Below are 25,219 nucleotides of genomic sequence, written 5' to 3' on the forward strand. Positions count from 1 at the left end.
ATATCAGTGGGGGTGCCGGTCTTTTGCCTTCAGCGCCTCGGCAAGCGGCCCGGCCCCGGGTTCACCCATCCTCCAGAGGATGAGAGCGGCGCGTTCCTGCGTATCGGGGTCGGGACTCTCCATCAACTGGAGGAGCGGTTCAACCGCCGGTTCACCGATCCGGCACAGGGCCATCACGGCAAACTGCATGAGGTCGTGGTCGACTCTCTCGATGACCTCGATGAGGGGTTCGATGGCGGGTTCACCTATCTCTGCAATGGCCGCGGCGGCGTATCGCCTGAAATCGATCTCATCCGTGCCTCGCATCGCCTCAATCAGCGGGTCGATCGCCGGACTGCCTATCAGCACCAGTGCGCTGGCGGCATACCACCGGAGGTCGTTATCCCCGGTCTGCATTACGGCGATGAGCGGTTTGATGGCCTCTTCTCCTTTCGCCCCGAGTTTTGCGGTTGCCGTGCGGCGCACCTCGAGAGAATCGTGCCGGAGGTCGGCGATCAGTTCCTCGATCCTGTCAGTCATACCGTTCAGGTGCTTCCTCGCGAGAGTTATGTCTTCCTGATGTCGCCAGAGCAGCTTCCCGGGCGGCCCTGCGTACCTCTTCCCGGGTATCATCGAGCCCCTGGATCAGGGCCTCGATCGCTCGCCGGTCGCCGATCTCACCGAGAACCCGGGCTACCCCCGCACGGATGCGCCAGTCGCCAGCGTCGCGTAGCGCTGCGGCAAGTGAGGGGACGGCGACTCTCCCGATCTGGCTTAGAGCGGCGGTTGCCCCCTCCCGGAGACGGTCATCGTCCGCCCCGAGAGCGGCTATGAGGCGTGGGACTGCCGCCTCACCAATATCCGCAAGCGCCGCCGCGGCACGCAGCCTCACATCATCATCGGGGTCGCAAAGCGCCCCGATCAGGGCTTCAACAGCCCTCTCCCCTCCGATCTTTCCAAGCGCGATCGCCGCTCCCCATCTTACGCGCTCGCCTCCGGTGCGGAGTGCGGTAAGGACGCCCTCCAGCGCAGCCTCCCCGATCTCACCCAGCGCAAGGGCCGCCCTGCTCCGGACGTAGGTGTCGGGGTCGTCGAGTACGGCCAGCAGTCCGGGGACTGCAGCGGGATCGCCGATCTCCCCGAGGGCGACCGCGGCCATCCAGCGGACGTCGCTGTCATCGTGCTGCAGACTCTTTGTGAGCGCGCCAACGGCGGGGGAACCGAGTTTACCGAGCGCTTCCGCCGCCTTCCAGCGGACGCCGGTATCGGGGTCGGTCAGGAGAGCGGCAAGTGGTTCGACCGCTTCAGGGTCGCCCGTATCACCCAGACACCCGGCTGCACGGTAGCGCGTTTCGGGGTCGCGGTTTGAGAGGAGGGCGATCAGTCGGCTGGTATCACGTTCGCATGATGCCGCGGCAGGTTCGCCGATGCGGAAGTGCAGCCCCCCGGTGCGTCTGCTCGCGACCTCAAAGAGGTAACCGAGAAGCCAGGCGGCGATGATGAAGGTGCCTGCACTGACCAGGGTCGAGGCATCAGGCGGGCCGCGAAAGAGATACTCGATGGTTACGTGGACTGCGGCGAGCAACACGCCGACGGTAACGGCACGGCGGCGGTACCAGAAAGCGGTCAGGATGAGCACCAGGTAGAAGAAGTGGGTGTAGGTGACCGTGCCAAACGCGAGGTCGAGTGAGACCGCAAGTACCGTGACGAGAACGATGACCGCAGGTCTGGCCACTCTCTCTAACCACTCTCTGCTCCCTTCAGGAGTCATACCGAAGAGTGGATGCGGTGTGTACCCATAAAAGAGTTTATGCGCTGCGGGTTGCATCGAGTTCTGGAAAGCAACGCCTGCGTTCTTGAGGTTACTCTGCCACTCAAGCAGCAGATCCCGGGTTCCTGGAGTTGATCTGTCTGCTTTTTATATTTTTGGTGCAGAACAGGGAGCATATGCCTGTCTTTTCCGGGAGCAGGATGGAGAGGCCTCGCCTGCAGGAGGCTGACCCCTGACCGATTACCACACCCTCTCCGTGGAGGATGTCCAGCGGAATCTCGGGACAGGCCCTACGGGCCTCTCCGCCGCGGAGGCGGAGGAGCGGCTGCGACGTTACGGGAAGAACCTACTCCAGGAGGAGGCACGTGAGACCCCGTTTCAGGTCTTTTTACGCCAGTTCAAAAGCGTCCTGATAATCATCCTTATTATCGCTGCCGCGGTCTCGTTTGCGGTCGACGAACCGCTGGACGCTGCTGCCATCCTGTGCATCGTCTTCTTAAACGCCATCCTCGGTTTCACCCAGGAGTGGCAGGCCGGGGAGGCGATCGCGGCCCTCAAAAAGATGCTCGTCCAGCGTGCAGTCGTTATTCGCGACGGGGCGCGGCGGGAGATCGATGCCGCGGATATAGTCCCGGGTGACCTGGTCGTGGTGGAGATGGGGGAGCGGGTTCCCGCAGATATCTACCTCATCGAGGCGACATCGCTCCAGGTTGACGAGGCACCGCTGACGGGTGAGTCGGCGCCCGTGGACAAGGCACCGGGCTCACTCCCGCCGGAGACGCCCCTTGCCGAACGGAGCAACATGCTCTTTGCCGGCACAACGGTGGTCAACGGCCACGGTCGGGGGTATGTGGTCGCCACCGGGATGCAGACGGAGTTCGGTCTGATCGCCGGTCTCTCCAGGCAGGTCGAGGATGAGACCTCCCCTCTCGCCAGGCAGATGGACAGGCTCGGCCGCGACCTCGGACTGATCGCTCTCGGGATCGCCGCGATCGCGGTCGTCATCGGTCTCCTGCAACAGCGAGACCTTCTGGAGATGTTCCTTGTCGGCGTCTCGCTTGCGGTGGCGGTGATCCCGGAGGGGCTTCCGGCGGTCGTGACACTGACGCTTGCCCTGGGCGTCAAGAACATGATGCAGAGGAACTGCCTTATCCGCCACCTCCCGGCATCGGAGACACTTGGTGCGGTCTCTGTTATCTGTACCGACAAGACCGGGACGCTCACCCGGAACGAGATGACTGTTGTCCGGGTGTGGACGCCAGGCGCGGAGGTCGAGGTCACGGGTGCAGGATATGCCCCTGAGGGTGAGTTAATCCTCAACGGCACCCCGATCGACCCGCTCGAGGATCCCGGTCTCCGGCAATTTCTGCGCACAGTCCTCGTCTGTAACCATGCGAGCCTTGGCCAGGACGATGAGGGGTGGAGGATCTTCGGCACGCCAACCGAGGGGGCACTCGTGGTCGCGGCGGCCAAAGCCGGTCTCTCCCGTGCAGACCTCCCCGAACCGGTGGAAGAGTTCTCGTTCAACTCCACCAGGAAACGGATGACAGTCATCTGTCCCCGTAAAGGGGGTGGTTACGTCGCCTGCGTGAAGGGGGCACCGGAAGTTCTCCTTACCCTCTCTTCCCGATTGCTTTCGGGCGGGTCGGTCGTCCCGCTCACCGACGAACTCCGGAGAGAGATCCTCTCCGCTATCGAGGGCTACGCTTTGCAGGGCCTCAGGGTAATCGGGGCGGCCTGCCGCCCGCTCCCCCCGGGTATAGACTGGACACCTGATACTGTGGAGGAAGACCTGGTCTTTCTCGGGTTCGCAGGGATAGTCGACCCCCCGCGTCCGGAGGCGGCGGAAGCCATCAGCCTCTGTCGGAGCGCCGGGATCGACGTCATCATGATCACGGGAGACAACCCGCTGACCGCATCCACCATCGCCCGCGGTCTCGGTCTCTCCAGTGAAGGTGCGCTGACCGGCGCCGATCTCGAATCTCTCTCCGACGACGAACTTGCAAAGCGTCTCCGGACGACAAAGGTCCTCTCCCGGGTAACGGCGGAGCACAAACTCCGGGTGGTCGACCTCCTCTCCCGCGACCGGAAGGTGATCGCCATGACCGGGGATGGCGTCAATGACGCCCCGGCGCTCAAAAAAGCGAGCATAGGGATTGCCATGGGTATCAAAGGGACGGACGCGGCCAGAGAGTCGAGCGACATGGTGCTCGTGGACGATAACTTCGCAAGCATCGTCGCCGGTGTGGAGGAAGGGAGACGGGAGTATGACAACATCGCCCGGTTCACACGCTACCTCCTATCCTCCAATGTAGGGGAGATCGTCGCTATTGTCGGGGCGCTCCTCCTCGGTCTTCCGCTGATCCTCGTCCCCGTTCAGATCCTCTGGATCAACCTTGTCACCGACGGGTTCACCGCCCTGGCCCTCGGGTTCGAACCCGCCGAGCGGGATATCATGCAACGACGACCTCGCGACCCCGGGGAGCCCATACTCAACCGGAACGCCTACCTGATCATCCTCTCCCTGGGGGCCTTGATCGGTCTCCTGGCCCTCCACGTCTTCCTGGGTGTCTATGAGGTTGACCTTGATCGGGCGCGGACGATGGCTTTTACCGGGCTCATAATCTTTGAGGTCTACAACGCGCTGAACTTCCGTTCGTTCCGGTCTCCTCTCTATCGGATCGGGGTCTTCTCAAACCCCGCCCTGATACTGGCGATCGTCGGGACGCTTGCCCTCCAGGTGGTGGTGGTCTACGTCCCCCTGATGCAGGTCTTCATGGGGACGGCACCCCTCACACTTGCCGACTGGGGACTGCTTGCCATCCTCGGTCTGCCTGTGCTGATCGCCGGGGAGGTTTACAAGGTCCTGCGGTTGAAGATCGGCCGGATGGCGAGCGATGCCGTCGGGACGTGAAAAAAAGGCTCTCTCCCGTCCCCATGTGGCCACATGCCCGGGTAAAAGGGATACTGCGCGGGTTGATCCGGGTATCGGGTGCTTTTAGCGGGGCGGGGTTTACGAAGTTGCGACCTTGACGCATTCTGCCCTGGTTCCTATCCGGGCGATCGCCCCGCACATCCCAGGAACGTAGGCAAAGGCCTTCCCTGAGTCCACCATGATCGATCTGAACAGGTCCATCCGTGGTGAGACGACCATACAGGTGTCTGTGATCACCCTGGCACCGCTCCGCTCGATCACCCTCACCAGGTCCTGGTTATTCTTCGCGATTCCCGCCGCGGTGAAGACGTAAAATGGTTTTTTTGCGGTCTTCCCTCGCAGGAGTTCCGCAAGTTCCCTGAGTTCGTCGACCGAACAGTGGGGACAGCCCACAGCTACCGCCTCGACATCGGTCTCTTTAAAGAGAGCCTCGATCTCGTCTTCCGTTACCGTCACACGGTCAAGATCGTCAGTTGGAAACGAAAAGACCCTTGCCTCCGGTGTGATCCCCTCCACGTGGAAGAGCGCGACTGCTCCTGTTGCAGCCATCGCGGCACCCAGGGCCTTGAGCTGGTCGCGGGTCGGCCGGATTCCCCGGAATACCGGGATCCGGTTCCCGACTTTCTTCCCGACAATATGGCCGATGGCGCCCCAGTGTCCGGCGTGGGGTCCGGTTCCCGCCTCGATATCGACGACGACCTGTGGCCGCCGGTTCTCGACGATGTGGAGACCGTAGTAAGGCGTCTTTCCTATGATCGCCGCCGCAAGGGCGCTCGGCCCGCCCTCCCGGTTTGTCCTGGCCCCGATAACGGAGTTTGCGTAGACAACCGCCGAAGACTCTGACCATGCCAGGTGCTCGCCGTATTCGGTGATCCGGAGGTAGTAGGGGGTGCAGGTGCACTCCAACCTGACGCCGAGTCTCCTGTAGGCCTCGACGACCTCCGCCTGGTGGCGGGCGAACTCCTCATCGATCCCGAACTCCTGCCACCCTTCCCGTGGCATACCGATCGGGTTTAATACAGTCGGGACCACCACCCGGGCATTGAGGCTCTGCAGCCAGGAAAGTCCCCATCTCCCGATCGTCTTGTAGGATGCACCGCTCACCTGGGCACCTGTGATCGGGACGAGTTTGCTGGCGCCGTAGACCTCTCCGAGCGCGACCAGGATCTCCATCATCTTCTGCCGGGTCTCGCCGAACTCGCCTGCGAGCACCCGTTCATCATCGTTATCAAGATACATCTTACACCCACCCCGCTCTCCTGAATTCATCCTCCCTTCCCATGACCATGGTGGCGTCGATCCCGACCTTCACGTTTGTCCCGTCGGCAAGGCGCATCGGGTCAAGCGACGAGCCCCGCACTCCTGTGATGACCATGATATCGGTATCCCCCCGCACCCTGGTCGCGATCGCGTACTCTACGTCCTCTGGGTCGTGGATCTCGATATCCTCGTCCACCACCACAACATGCTTCAAGGACGTATGGGCCGCAAAGGCCGCCATGATAGCGTTCTTCCCGTCCCCCTGTGTGTTCTTCCGGATCTTGACAACTGCGTGGAGGTAACCGGCGCCGCCCTTTGTGAGGAGGACATCGCGCACCGTTGTCACCTCACTCACGGCACGGTAGATCTTCGGTTCATACGGCGCCCCCATCAGGAGTTTGTGTTCATCGCCGGCAGGGAGGATGCCGTGGTAGATGGGGTCGTCCTTGCAGTAGATACGGTTGAACTCGATCACCGGTTGCTGGCGCACGGGGTCGTATGTCCCCGTGATATCGACGAACGGCCCTTCCGGTGCAGTCTCCGGGCCAATGTAGCCCTCGAGCACGATCTCGGCGTCGGGAACCCGGACTCCGTTCTCGCACTCCCTGACACTGAGTTCCCCGCCCATCAATTCCGCAGCGTAGGCTAGTTCTTTCCCCTCAGGAACGCGCGTGCAGGCGGCAAAGGTCACCAGGGGATGGGTGCCGATGGTGACCGCGACCGGGAGTCGTTCCCCATGGGCGAGCGCCGTCTTCAGCATGGTGTGGGTGTGACGTCCCTCAACAAGCCTCGCCACCACGTGACGGTCGTCGATGACCATCATCCGGTGGATGGAGGCGTTCTCAACGCCGTCGTAACTTGAAAAAACGATACCCCCGGTGATGTAGCGCCCGGCATCGCCCGGGAAGTGTTTCATCACCGGGAGGCGGGAGAGGTCTGCAGGAATGCCGCCCTCGCACCGCCCTGCGTCCAGCACCCGGCCGTTGTAGGTCGCGGTCGCAAGATGGGGAACGAGTCTTCGTTCATCAACACCGAGCGCCGCGGCAAGCGCTCCCCTGCTGGCAAGCAGGTTCATAACACCCCGGTGGCCGTCGAGGTTATGGAAGAAGACGATCTTATCGGTTCTGCTCGCCATTCGGGGAGCCTCGTATACGCTCGAGCAGGGGTTCTCGATCTCCTCGACCTTCCCCTGCTCCCGCATCATCTCAATGAAATCACGCATCATATCCGCTCCATCGGGTTCCAAGGTCATGTCTGACCCCCATGTGATCGAGCACCCGGGCAACCACCATATCGACAAGGTCATCGATGGTCTTCGGCTGCTGGTAGAAGGGAGGACTTGCGACCATCACGGTCGCCCCGGCCTCATCGGCGGCAAGCATGTTCTTCAGGTGGACCCGGGAGAGCGGCATCTCCCGGAGTAGTAGCAACAGCGGTCGTCTCTCCTTGAGACAGACGTCCGCCGCCCGGGTGATCAGGTTGTCAGCGAAGCCGTTGCTGACCGCTGCAAGAGTCTTCATGCTGCAGGGCACGATCGCCATCCCGTCGCAACAGAACGACCCGCTCGCTATATCGGCAGCGAGATTGCTGTTATCGGCGTATATGGCGTCAAACCCCATGAGGTCAACACCCTCGATCCCGGCGATCTGCCGGGCGGTATCGGATATGATGATATGCACCCTGGCCCGCTCACAGAGCACCTCGAGCAGGCGATGGGCGTAGATCACCCCGCTTGCCCCCGTCACCCCGACGACGAATTCCCTCTTCATGTCTTCTACATCCTTTATATAACTACAAGTTTATCCTGTTTTGTCGCTCGCTTCACCCGGAGGACCTCCATCGCCGCCTGCTCCACCACCTGACGGTGCATTGCGGGGGTATAGACGCCGAGGCGCCACTGGCGTCGCCTGGTATCGTTCAGGGTGTTGATGATTGGCGAGACCTCCTCGATATCCATCATCGCGTGGCTGTTCCTGACCCTGATCTCCATCGAGAGAGCCCCGGGGAGGGGAGGAATGTCCACCAGAACCTCGTCCTGCCCGACCCCTGCGGTCTCGGCGATGGCACGGGCGATCTCGCGTTCACGTGCAGGCCCTGTTTCCTGGCGGAGGGCTACGGCATTCACCCGGTCTTCGCCGATATAGAGCGCCCGTTTGTAGAGGTTTCGGTTGTATACCCGGCGGGCAAGGTCGCGGCTGATGGCGTGTGGTGAATGTTTCAACCGTTCCATGCAGGCGGCATCGTCCATCCGCATCAGTTTGCATGCGTCCTTTGCCGGGACGTTCTGCAACTCTTCCCGGAGGGCGTGGCTGAACATGCTTGTCGCGATACGGCTGACGTGATGGAAGTAGACCGCCGGACGCATGAGCGTCCGGGCTATCAGGAGCGACTCGGCGGCATTGATCCCGCCCTCGTCCAGTGCGATCCCTGTTTCGGACAGGATAGTGCACCGGATCAACCGCTGGGCGTCAACTGTCCCGTATGGCACGCCGGTGTAATGGGCGTCCCGCATCAGGTAGTCCATCCGGTCGACATCAAGGCTGCCGTGGATGATGCTTGCATGAAGATGTTTCCCGGCGACGATGGCACAGACCTCTGCGGGGTCGAGCCCCACGTCTTCCAGGATCTCTGCGACCGCTCCCTCCCGGAGGAGGTGATCGATCTCGTGATGGCTTCGGCCTGTGAACTCCTCCATCACGGGTTCGGTGACGTGCGAGAATGGTCCGTGACCGATATCGTGGAGGAGGGCGGCCGTGTTTACGAGCCGGCTCTCATCTTCATCAAGCCCGAGTCTCGCCGCCATCAGTCCGGCAAGGTGCATCGTCCCCAGGGAGTGTTCAAACCGGGTGTGGTTCGCGCCGGGGTATACCAGGTTTGCAAACCCCAGCTGGCTTATGTGGCGGAGTCTCTGGAGGAGTTCGGTATCCAGCAGTCTGAGCGCAAGGGTGTCCGCCTCGATGTAACCATGCACCGGATCCTTTATGATCTTCATCCAGACCGGGCAGGAAGACCCCGGTTCGGGATCTCCGGGGGAGTCTGCCCTTATTCACCTCCTTCAGGTCTCTGTTCTCCCGGGTTCACCGGGTGTCCTGCGAAGTTATGGGGGGTGAGATGGGGGGCGGAACGGATCTCCCCGCTACTGGCCTCCGGGGACGAAAGCGGCACCGCCCTTTCTCTCCTGCGAGGAATATATAACCGGGGTATAATATTAAGCCACCGTCATATTTTTCTTGCAAGTGAAGAGGCCGTCAACCCGGTAACCTCCAGGTATGATTAACCCCGCCCGGTGACGGCTACCCTGGGGGGGTGCGCGATCGCTTGCAGGAGACCGCCTGTCTATCTCGATGTCAGGAATCTCGGGGGTTCACCTTTCAGATCGCCGGTTTGATGGCCTCGCAAGTGCGTGTTATCACACCACTGCCTGATGATCAAAAGGGATTGTGGATGGCATCGGGAGATGCCGGTTGGGGCAACTCACAGTCTCTGCTGGAGTTTGTGGAAACCAGAAAAATAAGAGTATAGAGCGTGGTCTCTTATCTATGTCAGATGAGCCCCGTCTTCTTCCACTGGCGCGAACTTTGTTCCATAGTGGATGACACCGCTCTCTCCGTCCGCTACCACGCGGCGGAAGACGCTTCTCACTCGCATCCCTATCCTTGCCTCCTCCGGAGAGCAGACCACCTGGGCGGTGAGTCGTGGCCCTTCGTCTAGTTTTATGATCGCGAGGACGTAGGGGGTGGTGTACTCAAACTGGTCGCTTGCCGACCGGATCACCGTGTAGGTGACAACCGTCCCGTACCCGCAAAACTTATGGTTTACGATCCTGCCGCTTCGTCGGCAGTCGGGGCATAGTGTTCGCGGCGGGAAGAAGTAGCGGCCGCAGTTCGTACACTGCGTCCCTATGAGGTTGTAGCGTTGTGGGATCTTTCTCCAGAAACGTGATACTGACATCTTTTTCACACCCCCAGGATGTGCACCACCACCGTTGCACCCGTTCCACCCACGTTATGCGCCATACCGATCTCAGCGTCCACCTGTCTGCTTCCCGCCTCACCGCGGAGTTGCGCGACGATCTCGCAGACCTGCTTGATGCCGGTCGCGCCTACTGGATGGCCGCAGGCCTTCAGGCCGCCGCTTGTGTTCACGGGGAGGTCACCGTCGAGGGCGGTCACACCCTCCTCGGTGAGTCTTCCCGCTTCACCCTTCCTGCAGAACCCCAGGTCCTCAATCGCGCAGATCTCGGCGATTGTGAAGCAGTCGTGAACCTCGAGCAGGTCAATATCCTTATGCTCGAGTCCAGCCTGGTCGAGAGCCCGTTTCCCGGCCGCAACGGTCGCGTCCAGGGTGGAGATATCACGCCGGTCGTGTAGAGCAATGGTATCGCTTGCCTGGGCGCTCGCGAGAACACGGACAGGTGAGTCTGTAAACTCTCTGGCGCGCTCAAGCGGAACCACCACGACCGCTGCCGCACCATCGGTGATCGGCGAGCAGTCGAAGAGCCGCAGCGGGTCGGCGACCAGTGATGAGTTAAGAACGGTATCGATTGTGATCCTGTTCCTGAACTGGGCGATCGGGTTCCGTGCACCGTTCTCGTGATTCTTCACCGCGACCTGTGCAAGCTGCTCACGGGTGAGGGGGTAGCGGTGCATGTAGTCGTTTGCAATCATCGCGTATAACCCCGGGAAGGTCGCCCCGGCGAACCCCTCCCACTCGCGGTCAGCGGCACTCGCAAGCATATCCACGCTCGCTCCGGTCCCGACGTCGGTCATCTTCTCGACGCCTGCGGCGACCACGATATCCTCCATACCGCTTGCGACCGCTATCACCGCCTGCCGGAATGCAAGTCCACCCGAAGCGCAGGCCGCCTCCACTCTTGTGGATGGGATGTGGTTGCTTGCAAGTCCCGCGTAATCTGCGATCAGGGCACCGATGTGCTCCTGTTCAACGAATCGGCCGGCGCTCATGTTCCCCACGTATAGGGCGTCGAGTTCCTCGCCGGCAACCCCGGCGTCCTGGAGGGCCAGCACCCCTGCAGTGACAAAGAGTTCGCGGAACGATGCGCTCCAGTGCTCCCCGAACTCCGTGCACCCGATTCCAATTACTGCTACGTCTCTCATCTCTGCATCACAATCTTTCCTTTGTGTTTGGCATACAGTGCGTAGTCGAGGTAGACGGGGTTTGCAAGCAGTTGCTCAACGCTCGGTGCCGCCGCGCGGTCGAAGACCTCTGACTCGATGAGATCGGTGACCGTAATATCGAAGGCGTCACTCCCGGCACCTGATCCAAACGATGCGACGAAGATCCTGTCACCGGGCTTCGCGACGTCGAGTGTTGCGGCGAGCCCTATCATTGATGCCCCGGAGTAGGTGTTGCCGAGCCTCGGGACGACAAGACCGGGCTCGATCTGTTCCTCCTTGAATCCGAGCATCTTTGCCACCCGTTGCGGGAACTTGGCGTTGGGCTGGTGGAAGACGGCGTAGTCATAATCCTTCGGGGTTGTGCCAGCCTTCTCGAACATCAGCATGGCAGCGCCCTGGACGTGTTTGAAATAACCTGGATCGCCGGTGAACCGGCCGCCATGGCGCGGGTAGTTCTGCCCCTCGCGACGCCAGAAATCGGGCGTGTCGGTGGTAAACGAGCACGTCCGGTTGATCTCGGCGATGACCTCCTCTCCGCCGATTACAAACGCAGCCCCACCTGCCGCTGCCGTGTACTCGAGCGCGTCGCCAGGAGCGCCCTGAGCCACGTCCGCGCCTATGGAAATCCCCAGCGGGATCATTCCGCTCTTCACGAGACCCATACAGGTCTGGATACCGGCTGTACCGGCCTTGCACGCGAACTCGTAGTCGGCGGCGGTCATGTTTGGGGTTGCCCCTATGGCCTCGCCGACGGTACAGGCGGTGGGTTTGACGGCGTAAGGGTGGGACTCGCTTCCCACATAGATTGCCCCGATTGCTTCCGGGTCGATCTCTCTGCGCCGGAGAGCGGCGCGCGCCGCCTCCACGGCGATGGTCGCTGTATCCTCATCCAGATCGGGGACGGACTTCTCATAGACTCCGAGACCCCGCGTGATATCGTCCGCGTTGGCGCCCCAGACCCGCGCGATCTCCGGGACCTTTATCCGGTATCGCGGGATGTAGACACCGTAGGAGTAGATTCCTACCATAACTTTCCTCGTAGTGAACTGATGATCGTCTTGACGTCCATCTTTGTGCAGAGCACGCTGATACGGTCGCGTTCCGCCAGTTTCGGGATCAGAGGGTGCACCTGTTCAGGTCCGATGCCCTGCAGAACAACGCAGCGTGGCTTGAACGGTGTGACCCTGATCGCCACCATGGGGGATTTTCCGGTAGAGACCTCGGTGAAGATGAGAACACGCTCTGTGCTCCAGCCATATATGCGGTTGAACTCACTTGAAGAGAGTTGCAAGATCGCGTTTAGGCTGTTGATCACCGTATATCCGTAGATGGTCTGATCCATAGGGCCACAGAGCGGGACAGCGTCGATGACCTCTGCAAACTCGGTGAGATGCACCGGCGATGCATAGTCATGGATGTCGTAGATAACGTCTTCGTCAAACTCGTTGTACAGGATTTTTGCAAATTTGTTGATGTATCGGCCGCCGTTCTCCTCGTCGATCGATAGGATCGCATCAACGATCTTTCCAACGATGGCGGTTCCCGGGCTCTTTCGTCTTCCACTTTCGTAATCACTGATAACTGATGGAGAGACATCGAGGCGCTCGGCGAGCACCCCTTGCGGGATGTTGAAACTCTGCCGCCACTTCTTTAGGGCCAGTCCAGGTGAGTCCGAGAGCGTGATCTCTCCTGCCATCTTCTCGGCAAGTTGATGCCGCACCCCGGATTTCATCCAGGTAATGTCACCACGACAACTTAAATAATTAGCGTAGACGACTTCGACATTTCACGAAGTGGATCCTGGAGGTTTCACAACCCGTAAATAGTATGCGTCTCAAGTATGGTATAATGGTTGAACCTGAAGACCTGCAGTCTTTAAAGACGATTGCGCTGCTTGGCGGGTGCCAGGGGCCGATCTGGCTATCCTCGCAGTCGCTCGGGAATGAACTCGGGATCAGTCCCCAGACAGCCTCAAGGAGACTGATCGCTCTCGAGCGACAGCGTTTGATCGCCCGGTCGATGAGGCCAGATGGTCAGTACGTTGCCCTCACCCCCGAGGGTGAGCAGGTATTGAGACGCGAGTATGCGGATTACGTCCGGATCTTCAATCCAGAACGTCGGCAGTATACCCTGACCGGTACGGTGATCAGTGGCCTCGGCGAGGGACGCTACTACATGAGCCTCCCATACTATAGAGAGCAATTCAGCGCATCTCTTGGGTTCGAACCATTCCCTGGAACGCTGAACGTCAGGCTCGATCCTCCGGCCATTCAGGTCCGCAAACACCTCGAGAATGCGGGATGGATCGAGATACCGGGGTTCACCGCAGATGACCGGACTTTTGGTGGAGCAAGGGTGCTACCATGCCGCATTCGGGGACATAAGTGTGCGATAGTCGTCCCCTCCCGCACCCATTATCCCGATGATATCATCGAGATCATCGCCGGTTGCGAACTTCGCAAAGTCCTGAACCTTAACGATAACGATAAGATCGAGGTGGAGATTACCCATGATTGATGCAGCCATAGACGCCCTTGCAAGGGGCGAGTTTGTCCTGTTATATGACTTCGATGATCGGGAGCGCGAGACCGATCTAGCTATACGCTCAGATGCGGTCACGTCCGCCCATATACGGCAGATGCGTAAGGACGGCGGTGGACTTATCTGCACGGCAGTGCACGGCGAGGCCGCTAAGAGGCTCGGTCTGCCGTTCGCGCACGAGGTCCTGCGCGGTTGCGGTCTCGTCGAGAAGGACGGCGAGATACCCTACGACACCAGGAACCACTCGTCTTTTTCCCTCTGGGTGAACCACCGCGATACCTATACCGGCGTCACGGACAGGGACCGCGCGCTGACGATCACCGCCATAGCCGAAGAGGTGAAACACTCGCTCAACGGCGGAGGGCACGACTTTGCCGCACACTTCAGGACCCCCGGTCACGTAGCACTTCTCCGTGCCGCCGACCGACTGCTTGACGAGCGGCACGGCCAGACCGAACTCTCGATAGCACTCGCGCTTATGGCCAGGATCACCCCGGCGGTGACGATCTGCGAGATGCTGGATGACGAGACAGGATTTGCCCTCGCAAAAGAGGATGCGATGGAGTATGCGCGAGAGCGTGGACTCGTATTTGTCGAGGGAAGAGAGGTTCTGGAGCGCTGGCAGTCCTGCAGACCAGTGCTATAAGTGGTGTGTCCATCGGTCCAGGGTTGCAGCCGGGAAAAATCCCTGGATAGTTATCTGGTTGTTGATTGGGATGGAGGCGCGCACCGTGCGCGCCTTCTTTTCCCGGAGTTTATCTGGCTTTTTTGCGCAAAGAGAATCTTTTTCCTGACGTAGTTATTCTCGGGCTGTTTTTGTACATCTTTAGCTGGGAATTGGAATATACGCGGTATATCGTGCCGTGGCACAAAAAGACGCACTTTGTGCGTTTCCAAAAACAATATATACGATCGTACGGCATCATAAACGGATGAAAAAGGATGCAGTTGCATACTTGAATACTAAGAGGAAGGAGGATTTTGCGGCACAAATAGCGGAGTTTGATGACTTTTGCAAGTATCGATTTCGTGTTGTTGAAATCTTCCACGATCACCGCGCATACGCAACCCCTCCGGAGAAGCGTAAGGGTTTTAGCGGGATGTTTGACTACTGTGCTACCAACAACTGCCGGGATATCATCATCTACGATCTTGCAGGGCTCGCAAAGGATCCTGATGCAGGGCTTGCCGCTCTAAAGTCTTTGAATGAATTGTATACCGTCTACTGCGTGCATAACGATTTCTTCGGGTTCCTGGATGATCCGGAGCAGAGGAGAGCGGCCATTGCCGACTTCCTCGAGTATATGGAGCACTACCGTGAGAACGCACGGAAAATAGCCCCGGTGTCCTCGAAAAAAGCAAAGAAGGATAGCGGACGTCCCATAGGTAGGCCAAAGGCTCTCACCGAGGGTCAGGTACAGGCTCTAATCACGCTACGGCAGGCCGGGACAAGTATCAGCCAGATCTGCAGGATGTTCGACGTTAGCAGGAGCACGGTCAGCAAGGTTCTCGCGGACTACCCTGAATTAAAAGGGGAGTGGAAGGGTACCAGGCAGGAGCCTGGAGATGAGCAGGCATAATATCAGTCCGGGTTCCTGCAGTCTCTCTATGAAAACCCCTATGGGGCCGCGTTCGGTCACAGGCTAAACTTATGAAAATCCCCGAGGCACAATAGCCAATGGGATGCCGCGGGTGGGAGGGCAACAATTTGAACTCCGTTTCCAATCGGATTTTCATGTGAAAATACGTTAAGTCGGTTATTCCCTGTCACGGTTCCGGGTTCAGGATATGAGTAGCAGACCCGGGATTTTCCCCTGATGCTACTTATCCAGGAGTTCGTATCACGAAGGCGCCGGGAGAAAAAAATTTTCGGAGGTTGAGCGTGGTCTTTACATCTGCACCTGGGTGAGGGCGTCGTAGACTATCTTGCGGTATACATGCGGGACCTCTGTCCCGTACTCATCCATGGCTTTCCGGGCGTCATCTGTTGTCCCGAACGCATCAAGTCTATCCAGAGTTGCCCTTGCGGTATCCAGCACCCAGAGGTCGCGGGTCTCACGGTCGACGACCGTGATCGACTCCGTCCGGACGGAGACCAGGTGGTTCCCGTCCTGGGTCGTGTATATATTTGGCTTACCTACGACGGCGACGAACGCAGGTGGTTCTATACGGGCGAGTTGCTGCATAGCCTCTGGCTGATATGACCCGGCCATGATGAAGAATGTACCCGTCGGGTCGACCACCCTCCCGCGGTAGAAGACGTTCTGGTCGCCCTGTCGCTGCTTTTCTGTGAGCGTTCCGACGATGAACACGCGGTTGCTCCGGATACCGGTCGGGAAGATGACGTAGGTTGGGCTCTTCTCGTCGTCGTCATCCTTGAACTGGTATCGTGTCTCCCGGAACTCGGCTGCAAAGACCCTGCGTGCAGGTTCGCGCTCGAAGGCGGTCTGCGACCTCATGCAGGTTCACCTCCGGCACGGTTCAGCAGTTCTGCCAGTTTTACCGGATCAAACCGCATCGGGCTACAGGAGTTTACGAGCAATCTACCATCAAACTCGTTCCCGCTGCAGGAGTAGTAGTGTCCGAGCACCGCGTTCCTGACGCGGTAGAAGATCTCGTCCATGCCAAGCGGGTTGGTCTCTGCTATCTGGATGGCCTCTTCCAGGGTTATGCCGGTGAGTCTCTCGACTATCTCACGCTGCATCAGGACGTTTCTGGCGCGGTTACCGTCGTCGAGAACCGCTTTTATGCGGAGGTCGTAACGGAAATTGGGCTGGATCTCATGCACCGGGCAGTAGTTCTGCCGGGAGAGCGTCCGGTTGCAGCCCTCGACCGGACACCGCTTGATCAGGCCGGAGCCTGGAGCAACCTGGACAATGGCTCCATAACTCTCGGTCTCGTTCCGCCCAACCTCGATGTCACCCTCATCGGCGATGTACATCGCGGTATTCAGCACCAGTGAGAGCCTGCCGTTGTACTCGTCCACAGTGGCGTAATAGATGTTGTAGACGGTATCTAACTCCAGTTTCTCTCTCTCCTCATCTTTCCAGATGACAAACTTGATGGTGCCGCTCTCGTCGCCAAGAAGTCCCGTCTGGAGCATCCGGTCGTGGGCGACCTCCCAGTCCTGGATGACCTTCGCCCGCACGCTCCCGACACCAGGTTTCAGGTCAGCAATGGGTGTTATCGACGGAAGGAGCGGAGCATCTTCATCAATCCGCGAGATGGTGGTGCCTGAGTGGATCTTCAGGTTCGGCGCACCCTTGTAATTGTCAACGACAGCGGACTCGATCCGATACCACTGTCCAAACTCCATCGGAGGAACGTTCGACCTGGCCCAGGTCACGAAACGGATGGCACCGCTTGAGTCAGCGATGATCCCGGTCTGTGCGATCGAGGGTGAGACGGGCGGGGTCAGGGCAACGACCTTCCCTTCGATCGTCACCCACTCGCCGGCTGCGATCTCGCTTATCGGGCGGAGTTCTGCAGAAGTGTTACCGACACCGCTGACTTTGTACTCGCGGGCTAGATCGGTGGTCACAGTACGCTCTGCCTCGGTCAGATTGACACCAAACTCCTCGACGAGACGACGGAGGCGGGACTCGATCTTCTGCCGGTCAGGTTGTGCGCCTTTTGCTTCAAGTTTCCGGGAGATTCTCTCTGTTACCTCGGATAGGTTCATACATACATCTCCACTCTCTAATTCGGATCCTATAGGGTATTAACCCTCGGGCGCGCGGTGTGAAAGTAATCATACCCGGCCACCTCGCTAACCGCTGTAACGGAATAGACGCTGACTGTGGTACCTCAGCCTTATTCTCGACGGGAAGGGTCGGGTTTTTGTATCGGCTGGTAATTTGCGCAAATCCTGCATCACCGGGTCAAATGTATATAGGGGAAAGAACAAACCCAGCTTGTATGGCACTGACTGCGGACAGTACAATCGCTGAACTTCTCCGGGAGAAGCCCGAATCAGCACAGGTACTCTTCAGGTTCGGAATGGGTTGCCTTGGGTGTGCAATCGCAAACAACGAGACGATCCGGGAGGCTGCCCAGGTGCACGGCGTCCCCGTAGAAGAGATGCTTGCTGCCCTCGGGATCGCCGAGGCGTAAAGATCGGTTATAACCGTTCCCGAAACCGCTTGAGCTCGGCGAGAGTGGCTTCGGGATTCCTTTTCATGTAATCTGCAACCGGCGGGGCATGGAGCAGCGTGCAGTCTGCACAACCCCAGACCCTGCCGCCGTTTGAGCTATCTACCCACTCGCCGAGGTCATCGTCTCCACAGGGGTAGCAGGGGCAGTAACAGTAGTCGCAGCTCTGCCCGGCGAAGTGACATGGATGATAGGGACAGTTCTCTTTCTGCCATTCGACCCAGTGGTCGCCGCCATAACGGCTGTAGATGAAGAAGGAGGGTCCTTCACGCTTTACTCTGCCCTGCTGTCTTGCGAGCGCCTCTGGCAGACCATAGAGGACTGCCTCGTAAACCCGCCTGCCGATCTCCGTCAGCGCCCCGGCGTAGGTGTGGATGGGTTCTGCGTCGTGGTCGCAGGCAACGACTACAGCGTCTGTTGTGGTCCCCGGGAAATCGTACCCGAGGTGGTGCAGCGCCAGGGCTTTGGCGCCGGTTGTGGTGATGATAGCCTCGAGGAGCGCTGCATCAACCATCCCCTCATGGCTGTAGACTATTACGTTGATGGTTTGAGGGGTGCCTGGAGGCGCAATTGGATTGCTCACGCCGGCGGTGATGAAGACCATGACAGAGTCGTACTGGAGCACACAGAGGTGACTCATATCAACGGCGGTCAGGAGGCCGAAATAGTCCCGGAATATCCCGTGCCTGGCAGCGACGAGTTCGAGACGGCGCACGGGGTCTTCCTGGAAATCGTGCGGCACCGTGTGGTTAAGAACGGTCGTAACGTCGGCGATGCCACCTTTGACCCCCGTGCTTGCCGCCCTGAACCGGCCACGAAGAAAAAGAGTTTCGTCCCTGACAAAATATCTCATACAACGGAGTAGCGGACCCGGTCCTTCAGTTCCTGCTGTTTGCCCGCGTTCCAGCCTGCCACGTCCTGGAGGTAGCCGGTGACCCTGCTGATCTGCATGACATCGTGGCTCCCGCACTCCGGGCAGACGGCATGACCGCAGAGCGGGCAGTACTCGATACTCTCAACGATCGAGTGGCGACAATCGCAGTGGTCGAGCGGACACATGATCTCAAGCGACGTCTCGCCACAGTTTGGGCAGGGCGTCTCGTCCACGACAAGGTGGCAGGTGTGACACTTGTAGCGCCGCTCGGTCTCGGGGATCTTGTTTATATCCCGGTATTCCTCCACCAGTTTGAGTTGTTCAGGGCTCCAGTTCATGATATCAGTATCTACGGGAAAATATATAATATAAACCTTAAGATGCGGGCTCGAGGCCGTATCCGCCTCAGATCACTCATAGGGCTCGTCATATCCCGGAGGGGATCGGATCGGAGAACTCATCATCGGCGGATGCAGGAGAGACGCTCGGCAGCGGCCGCAGGGTCATCTGCCGCGTAGATGCTCCGGCCCACTATGACCCCATCGACCAGTCCGGCTATCGTATCTAGGTCCCCGCCCTGTGCCCCGACGCCAGGCGAGTAGATCGCCTTCTCGCCCACGATCTGCCGGAGCCTGACGACTCTTTCCGGTCTCGTCGCGGGCGCGATAATGCCGTCCGCCCGACAGGCGACGGCAAGTTTCGCGATGCGTTCGGCCACACCATCGTGGAAGAACTCGGTTGCCCCCGGATGACTCATCTCGGCGACGATGTATGCTGAGCCGCTGTGGCTGTGCGCCACCTCGATACAGGCCCTTGCTGCATCAGATCCCACGAAGCCGTGTGCGATCACGGCATCAAACCCGGCTGAGAAGACCGCCTCGCATATGAGTCGGTTGGTATTCGGGATATCCGCGATCTTGAAGTCGGCGATGAGCGGGAGGCCAGGGCCGGCGAGGTCTTCAGTGATCGAGAGCCCGGTCGAGAGAACGAGAGGGTATCCGACCTTGATCGCGTCGATGAATGGCGCACAGGACTCAGCGATCTTTAATGCCCGTTTTCGGTCAGGAACGTCAAGCGCAAGTATAAGTTCGGTCATCTCTCCAGCCTCTCCAGGGTAGCGGCCACAAGCAGCGGCAGGGTGATGGTGGCATCTCCGTATACGGTAACGGCAGTGGCCTCTCCGGTGAGTTTGCCCCACGACCGCGCCTCGTCAAGGGTTGCCCCCGAGAGACCACCGAGGTCTGGGCGGTCACCCGTGAGCTGCACCGCATAGTCAAACCCGCTCTCGGTCATCAGTTTGCTCTGCAGGATGTAGTTCTTCGGAACACCGCCACCAACAAGGATCGCTCCGGCCCGTTCGGCTTCAAAGCACCTCTCGAGCATCCCGGACATATCGGAAAACGCGCTGACGGTGACGTTGTGCGTCTGGGAGAAGAGCCAGTATTGCAGCCCGATCATCGAGTCCTGAATGGCCGGGCAGTAGACCGGCACCCCGGCCTTTGCCGCTTCGGCCAGGATCCCGCTCTTTAACCTGCTTCCGATCAGGTTGAGGAGATCGGCGATCGAGATGGTCGATCCCTCCGGGAGGGTTGAGTAGACGTCCTGCATGAACTCTTCAAACCGGATGAAGGCCTCGTTCGGGAGAAAGATATCGTAGATCCGGTTTACTCCTTCCTCACAGAGTTCGGTATCGGAGACCTGTGCGCTTCCATGGAAATGATGGCAGCCGATCGCCTCGATGACGTCGTGTGTCAGGTTTGCCCCGGTCGATACAAGCAGATCGATGTGGCGCTGCCTGATGAGGTCGGCAACGATTCCGCCCATCCCGCCGGGCACCATGGCACCCGAGAGGCCAAAGAATTTCAACGCCTTATCGTCGCGGAGCATTCGCTCGTAGATGTTGACAGCCTGCCAGAGCGACCCACCGTTATAAGCCCCTGCTCTCCCGAGTTCGTCGACGAGTTCGCCGACCGTCATACCGGGGCGCACCCGTGCCTGCTCTACCGCATCCGCGTACCGCGAGGTCATGTTTCTGTTACACCAGTCCCTGTAATTCTATGAGATGAGTTGGTGCTAATGCGCAAATAATGGATCGCCATCTCTCACGAATGCGGGTTTACAAAAATGATGTTTGGGAACCCCGATGGGGCCCCGTTGCCAGACAGGGGATGACTGGTTATATTCGACACGGGATGATCCCACTCGTCCCACCGTGTCGGCTGCCCGGTATAACCGGACGATCTCGTTAGAGAGCGGACTTTAGGGCCGGAAACGGAAAGAAACCCGGAGGGTTATCTTCGTCCTCCCTCCGTGCATACTCGACCGCGAACTTGCACAACCTGCCTCTGAACCCCATTCACCCCGGACAACCGGTGTTGGAATGTAAAGGTCAGGGCAAGTATTACCTTTGCCGCAGATAGTCGGCACGGGATCACCGGAAGATAAGTTAACTCACAAACATTATAAATCTTTTTTTGTAAAACGCATTTAGTTTACCTGTGATGAGGGCGTGTCGTATTCACGAATCGATTGACGCAAATCCTCTTCCCATTGAGGAATACCGCGCACCAGTGGGCGTGCCAGGTGCCGGCGGGCGGATGGAGGAACTTCATACCATCCGGGCCTCATCTGACGCTCGATACGCTCTATCCCGGCTTCGCGGCTGCGCTCACTGCAGGTCCTGCACTTGTAACCCTTCCCGGTTCCGGCAGAAGTCATCCGTTTTCCGCATGCAGGGCATACAGGGGGGCGGACCCGGACGGCGTCAGCAAGGCATGCGACGCCGATCTTCTCCAGGTTCAGGCTCCCGCCCTTGTAGCTCCCGGTCGCCACGACGATGTCGCCGGGGAGGAGCGCCCTCACAACGTCCCGGAACCCTTTTGTCGGTTCGTAGGCCATGCAACGGACTTCAGCACCGTTATTCTCAAGGATGATCGAGACATGACCGCCCCGTCCGGTTTTTGGACTGCCGATGACCCGCCCGCCTACCATGTATGACCGACCCTCACGCAGGGTTCCGATCGATCCGGGGATCAGGTGAGCATCTGTTCCCTGGTTGGTGACATAGACCTGTTCGAAGGCCGACTCCTCAGAGCGGACGAAAGAACGCGCCATCTCGACCCAGGCCGGACTCTCGCCGCGGATACCAAATAGAACCGGGTCGGGTGTATGGGGCACGCCGACCACCACACCGTTCTCCTGGTCAACCGTGTCCCAGGTGTGTGGATATGTCATCTCCTCGGCGCGAAAGAGACTTCTCGCGTCCACATGGCGTGGAGTGCCCCACACCCCCCGCTTCCGGTATGCAAGTAGTTCATAGGTTTTATCCGGAAACTCGCTTGCAATCGCCGCTGTGGCACCGATCAGCCCGCGCCGGTTTTTGTAGCCGCGGTACAGCGCTCCTGTTGCTTCAAGGAGACGAACCGCTTCGTCCACGGTGCAGAAGTCCCTGAGCGCCGCGTAGTAAAATTCAGGTGGTGGTCTGGCAGGGGAGACCACCAAACCGGGATTGGTCATGGGGTTGTCGAACTCTGCGAGTTCTTCCACACATCTGGCGACGAGGTCGAATGCCGCCTCAAGATCGCCAACGGCCTCGATACATATCGCAGCATTACCCCGTGTCTTGTGGATGACGTTTGGGTTCAGTCTGACAAGCCTTGTATCGACGACACGGATACCGGCGTGCTCCAGTCGCCGCACCAGCACCGCCCCGATGTATGTGGTGCACATCCCTGCAGGGGAGTCCGTGTCGTCGATCCCGATCCACATAACCCTATAGTTTATATTACTCTCTGACTATATCGATTCTTAGTGGTCATGTCACAGGATCGCCTTTCTCAGATGGTCATCAGCATCATGCTACTTGCTGGCTTCGACGTCTCGGAGCGGTGTAACATCCGCCCGCGGAGTTTTGACCTTATCGCAAAAAAAGGCGACACCCTCGTAACCATCAAGGTGGTCTCCCACATTGATAGCATAACCGCCGATATAGCCTGGGATCTTAACCTGATCGCCAGGTACCTGGAGGCCACCCCCCTCATCATCGGTGAACGGGCGCGTGATACCGACCTGGAGCGTGGCGTCGTCTACATCCGTTATGGGCTTTTTGCCATCAGCCCCGAGACGTTGTATGATTACTTTGTGGAAGGAAACTCGCCGATGGTCTACGCTTCTCCCGGTGGCCTATACGTGAAGATCAAGGGTGATCTGCTCCGGGAGATGCGGGAGCGTTCCGGGATGTCGCTTTGGGACCTCGCCTCGCACCTCGGTGTCTCCCGCAGGACGATCAGTAAGTACGAGAGCGGGATGGGCACCACCCTTGAGGTCGCCATCAAACTCGAAGAGGTCTTCAACGCCCCTCTTGTGGAGACGATCGATCTCATTGGCTGTCACTCGCCGGAACCCATGAGACCTCCAGAGACCAGACCCGGGGATATACTCTCCGATCTCGAGCGTATCGGGATGGAGATTTACGCAATGCGGCAGGCGCCGTTCCAGGCACTTGCGCTTTTTAACAAGCATACGATCCTGACAGCGTATGGCACTTCCCAGAAGGTCATGAAGCGCGCTTCCTTCATAGGCAACATATCCAGGCTCACGGAGACATCTGCGGTATGTATTGCTACGGATTATAAAAAGCAGAAAAAAATCGGGAAGACGCTTCTTATTGGAGAGGAGCCACTCCATAACCTGAAGGACGGTTCCGAACTTATAGATCTTATAAACGAATGAATAAGTTTATATAGAACTACAAACCTACCTTTGTATCGCTTAATAACGGTGATACCCATGTCAAGTCTTGGAGGACAACCAATCCTGATTCTGAAAGAAGGTAGCCAGCGTACCCGTGGTCGTGACGCACAGGCAGCCAACATAGCAGCTGCAAAGGCTGTAGCAAACGCTGTAAGGACGACACTCGGGCCGAAGGGTATGGACAAGATGCTTGTTGACACAATCGGCGACGTCGTCATTACAAACGACGGTGTGACCATCCTGAAAGAGATGGATATCGAGCACCCCGCCGCGAAGATGATGGTTGAGATCGCCAAGACCCAGGACGACGAGGTCGGCGATGGCACAACAACCGCAGTGGTGATCGCTGGCGAACTCCTGAAGTATGCCGAGGATCTCCTTGAGCAGGATGTGCACCCCACGGTCATTGCACATGGCTATCGCATGGCCGCGGATAAAGCAAATGAGATCCTTGAGGGGATCGCCGTCGCCGTCAAACCCAACGACCTTGAGTTGCTCCGAAAGATTGCCGACACCGCGATGACCGGCAAGGGCGCTGAGGCCGCGAAAGATAAACTGACCGAGCTCGTTGTCAAAGCGATCACGATGGTCGCCGAAGAGGACGGCACCGTTGACACCGATTTTGTGAAGGTTGAGAAGAGAGTCGGTGGCTCTATCGAGGACTCCGAGATCGTTGAGGGCATGATCATCGACAAGGAGCGTGTGCACCCTGCCATGCCTCGTGTCGTCAAGAACGCGAAGATTCTGCTCTTGAACGCCGCTGTTGAGTTCAAGAAGACCGAGGTTGACGCTGAGATCAGCATCACGAGCCCCGACCAGCTCCAGATGTTCCTCGATGAGGAGGAGCGGATGATCAAGGGCATCGTCGACAAGATCGTTGCAAGTGGTGCAAACGTCCTCTTCTGCCAGAAAGGCATCGACGACATAGCCCAGCACTATCTGGCAAAGGCCGGGATCCTTGCCGTACGCCGTGTAAAGAAGAGTGACATGGAGAAACTCGCACGCGCCACCGGAGCCTCGATCGTCAGTTCCATCGATGCTATCGCCCCAGAAGAGCTCGGTAAGGCAGGCACCGTTGAGGAGAAGAAGGTCTCCGGCGAGGAGATGATCTTCGTCACCGAGTGTGATAACCCGAAGGCCGTCTCGATCATCATCCGCGGCGGCACCGAGCACGTTGTTGATGAGCTCGACCGGGCCATGGAGGATGCCATCCGGGTTGTAAGTGTTGCTATCGAGGACAAGAAATTTGTTGCCGGTGGCGGTGCACCCGAGATCGAGCTATCGCTGCGGCTTCGTGACTACGCTGCCAGCGTTGGTGGGCGTGCTCAGCTCGCCATTGAGGCGTTTGCAAACGCGCTTGAGATCATCCCGCGAACCCTTGCCGAGAACGCGGGTCTCGATCCGATCGATATGCTCGTCACCCTCCGTGCAGCCCACGAGCAGGGTGGAGCTGACGGGAAATACATGGGTCTTGACGTCTTCAAGGCCACTGCCGGGAACATGCTCGAGGCCGGGGTCGTTGAACCTCTCCGGGTGAAGACCCAGGCGGTTGCGAGCGCCGCTGAGGCCGCTATCATGATCCTCCGGATTGATGATGTCATCGCCGCGGCCAGGTCTGCCGCACCACAACAGGGTGGACCGGGCATGGACGAGATGGGCGGCATGGGCGGCATGCCACCGATGTAAGATTGCCCGTCGTCAGACAGGAATCCAACAACCTGCGGGGTCTCTGGCCATGAGGCCCGGGGCCACATTTTTTGTTCTAACCCGTGTATAGGGAGTCCGCCACTCCTTGCGTGATTGCAGATAGCAGCAGG

Annotated in this window: 24 protein-coding genes; 7 read left to right on the top strand and 17 right to left on the bottom strand. The window is 59.0% G+C overall.

All coding sequences use genetic code 11. The features are described from left to right. Positions 1-3: 3 nt before the first annotated feature. Together QMC91_RS03770 and QMC91_RS03775 are read right to left on the bottom strand one after the other, a co-directional pair. Positions 4-519: a HEAT repeat domain-containing protein gene (locus tag QMC91_RS03770; RefSeq protein ID WP_300235555.1), complete on the bottom strand. Its 516-nt coding sequence runs from the start codon at positions 517-519 to the stop codon at positions 4-6. Further along, positions 512-1,750, bottom strand: coding sequence for a HEAT repeat domain-containing protein (locus QMC91_RS03775; protein ID WP_300235556.1), 1,239 nt, complete (start codon positions 1,748-1,750; stop codon positions 512-514). The genes QMC91_RS03770 and QMC91_RS03775 overlap by 8 nt, the downstream gene beginning before the upstream one ends. A 232-nt stretch (positions 1,751-1,982) precedes the next feature. On the opposite strand from QMC91_RS03775, the gene QMC91_RS03780 reads away from it, so the two are divergent. Further along, entirely contained in the window at positions 1,983-4,664 is a 2,682-nt protein-coding gene (locus QMC91_RS03780) for an HAD-IC family P-type ATPase (protein ID WP_300235804.1), read from the top strand. A 99-nt stretch (positions 4,665-4,763) separates the two neighbouring features. Here QMC91_RS03780 and QMC91_RS03785 read toward each other — a convergent pair whose 3' ends face one another. The 8 genes from QMC91_RS03785 to QMC91_RS03820 form a co-directional block, all read right to left on the bottom strand. Next, the gene (locus QMC91_RS03785) at positions 4,764-5,924 is read right to left on the bottom strand and encodes an aconitase X catalytic domain-containing protein (RefSeq protein WP_300235558.1); all 1,161 of its coding nucleotides are present in this window, start codon (positions 5,922-5,924) and stop codon (positions 4,764-4,766) included. A gap of 1 nt (position 5,925) precedes the next feature. Then, positions 5,926-7,167: a UbiD family decarboxylase gene (locus QMC91_RS03790; protein ID WP_300235808.1), complete on the bottom strand. Its 1,242-nt coding sequence runs from the start codon at positions 7,165-7,167 to the stop codon at positions 5,926-5,928. Beyond that, a complete protein-coding gene (locus QMC91_RS03795; RefSeq protein ID WP_300235560.1) occupies positions 7,160-7,714 on the bottom strand; it encodes a UbiX family flavin prenyltransferase in 555 nt (184 codons plus the stop codon). Before QMC91_RS03795 ends, QMC91_RS03790 begins: the two co-directional genes overlap by 8 nt. A gap of 14 nt (positions 7,715-7,728) precedes the next feature. After that, entirely contained in the window at positions 7,729-8,937 is a 1,209-nt protein-coding gene (locus tag QMC91_RS03800) for an HD domain-containing protein (protein ID WP_300235562.1), read from the bottom strand. A gap of 545 nt (positions 8,938-9,482) precedes the next feature. Then, the gene (locus QMC91_RS03805) at positions 9,483-9,896 is read right to left on the bottom strand and encodes a Zn-ribbon domain-containing OB-fold protein (RefSeq protein WP_300235564.1); all 414 of its coding nucleotides are present in this window, start codon (positions 9,894-9,896) and stop codon (positions 9,483-9,485) included. Between the two features lie 5 nt (positions 9,897-9,901). Then, a complete protein-coding gene (locus QMC91_RS03810) occupies positions 9,902-11,062 on the bottom strand; it encodes a thiolase domain-containing protein (RefSeq protein ID WP_300235566.1) in 1,161 nt (386 codons plus the stop codon). After that, a complete protein-coding gene (locus QMC91_RS03815) occupies positions 11,059-12,111 on the bottom strand; it encodes a hydroxymethylglutaryl-CoA synthase (protein WP_300235568.1) in 1,053 nt (350 codons plus the stop codon). Before QMC91_RS03815 ends, QMC91_RS03810 begins: the two co-directional genes overlap by 4 nt. Continuing rightward, positions 12,105-12,815, bottom strand: a complete 711-nt coding sequence (locus QMC91_RS03820) for a helix-turn-helix domain-containing protein (protein ID WP_300235570.1) — start codon at positions 12,813-12,815, stop codon at positions 12,105-12,107. Before QMC91_RS03820 ends, QMC91_RS03815 begins: the two co-directional genes overlap by 7 nt. Positions 12,816-12,931: 116 nt before the next feature. Between QMC91_RS03820 and QMC91_RS03825 the strand changes: the two genes are divergently transcribed. The 3 genes from QMC91_RS03825 (at position 12,932) to QMC91_RS03835 (ending at position 15,204) form a co-directional block, all read left to right on the top strand. Next, positions 12,932-13,600, top strand: coding sequence for a DUF120 domain-containing protein (locus tag QMC91_RS03825; protein WP_300235572.1), 669 nt, complete (start codon positions 12,932-12,934; stop codon positions 13,598-13,600). Next, positions 13,593-14,270, top strand: a complete 678-nt coding sequence (gene ribB / locus QMC91_RS03830; RefSeq protein ID WP_300235574.1) for a 3,4-dihydroxy-2-butanone-4-phosphate synthase — start codon at positions 13,593-13,595, stop codon at positions 14,268-14,270. The genes QMC91_RS03825 and ribB overlap by 8 nt, the downstream gene beginning before the upstream one ends. A 286-nt stretch (positions 14,271-14,556) precedes the next feature. After that, positions 14,557-15,204, top strand: a complete 648-nt coding sequence (locus QMC91_RS03835; protein ID WP_300235577.1) for a helix-turn-helix domain-containing protein — start codon at positions 14,557-14,559, stop codon at positions 15,202-15,204. Between the two features lie 309 nt (positions 15,205-15,513). Here QMC91_RS03835 and QMC91_RS03840 read toward each other — a convergent pair whose 3' ends face one another. Both QMC91_RS03840 and QMC91_RS03845 read right to left on the bottom strand, forming a co-directional pair. Then, positions 15,514-16,083 (bottom strand): nucleic acid-binding protein, encoded by a 570-nt coding sequence (locus tag QMC91_RS03840; RefSeq protein WP_300235580.1) that lies wholly within the window; start codon positions 16,081-16,083, stop codon positions 15,514-15,516. Beyond that, positions 16,080-17,306 carry a nucleotide-binding protein gene (locus QMC91_RS03845; protein WP_300235583.1) on the bottom strand — a complete coding sequence of 409 codons (1,227 nt, stop codon included), beginning with the start codon at positions 17,304-17,306 and terminating at the stop codon, positions 16,080-16,082. The genes QMC91_RS03840 and QMC91_RS03845 overlap by 4 nt, the downstream gene beginning before the upstream one ends. A 236-nt stretch (positions 17,307-17,542) precedes the next feature. Between QMC91_RS03845 and QMC91_RS03850 the strand changes: the two genes are divergently transcribed. Then, positions 17,543-17,737, top strand: a complete 195-nt coding sequence (locus QMC91_RS03850) for a DUF1858 domain-containing protein (protein ID WP_300235586.1) — start codon at positions 17,543-17,545, stop codon at positions 17,735-17,737. Between the two features lie 7 nt (positions 17,738-17,744). Here the strand turns inward: QMC91_RS03850 and QMC91_RS03855 are convergent, their stop codons facing one another. The 5 genes from QMC91_RS03855 to QMC91_RS03875 all read right to left on the bottom strand — a co-directional run bounded on the left by QMC91_RS03855 (position 17,745) and on the right by QMC91_RS03875 (position 22,418). Then, a complete protein-coding gene (locus QMC91_RS03855) occupies positions 17,745-18,629 on the bottom strand; it encodes an adenosylcobinamide amidohydrolase (RefSeq protein WP_300235589.1) in 885 nt (294 codons plus the stop codon). Beyond that, the gene (gene nrdD, locus QMC91_RS03860; protein ID WP_300235592.1) at positions 18,626-18,988 is read right to left on the bottom strand and encodes an anaerobic ribonucleoside-triphosphate reductase; all 363 of its coding nucleotides are present in this window, start codon (positions 18,986-18,988) and stop codon (positions 18,626-18,628) included. The genes QMC91_RS03855 and nrdD overlap by 4 nt, the downstream gene beginning before the upstream one ends. A 122-nt stretch (positions 18,989-19,110) precedes the next feature. Beyond that, on the bottom strand, positions 19,111-19,746 hold the full coding sequence (gene pyrF / locus QMC91_RS03865) for an orotidine-5'-phosphate decarboxylase (protein WP_300235595.1): 636 nt from the start codon (positions 19,744-19,746) through the stop codon (positions 19,111-19,113). After that, complete coding sequence (locus QMC91_RS03870) at positions 19,743-20,678, bottom strand: deoxyhypusine synthase (RefSeq protein ID WP_300235598.1); 936 nt, start codon at positions 20,676-20,678, stop codon at positions 19,743-19,745. The genes pyrF and QMC91_RS03870 overlap by 4 nt, the downstream gene beginning before the upstream one ends. Positions 20,679-21,137: 459 nt before the next feature. Further along, positions 21,138-22,418, bottom strand: a complete 1,281-nt coding sequence (locus QMC91_RS03875) for a tRNA(Ile)(2)-agmatinylcytidine synthase (RefSeq protein WP_300235601.1) — start codon at positions 22,416-22,418, stop codon at positions 21,138-21,140. Between the two features lie 48 nt (positions 22,419-22,466). On the opposite strand from QMC91_RS03875, the gene QMC91_RS03880 reads away from it, so the two are divergent. Next, complete coding sequence (locus QMC91_RS03880) at positions 22,467-23,381, top strand: transcriptional regulator (protein WP_300235603.1); 915 nt, start codon at positions 22,467-22,469, stop codon at positions 23,379-23,381. Positions 23,382-23,438: 57 nt separating this feature from the next. Continuing rightward, a complete protein-coding gene (gene thsA, locus QMC91_RS03885) occupies positions 23,439-25,088 on the top strand; it encodes a thermosome subunit alpha (RefSeq protein WP_300235606.1) in 1,650 nt (549 codons plus the stop codon). Positions 25,089-25,219: the final 131 nt, after the last annotated feature.

Source organism: Methanoculleus sp., from assembly GCF_030019085.1.
Taxonomy (GTDB): domain Archaea; phylum Halobacteriota; class Methanomicrobia; order Methanomicrobiales; family Methanoculleaceae; genus Methanoculleus.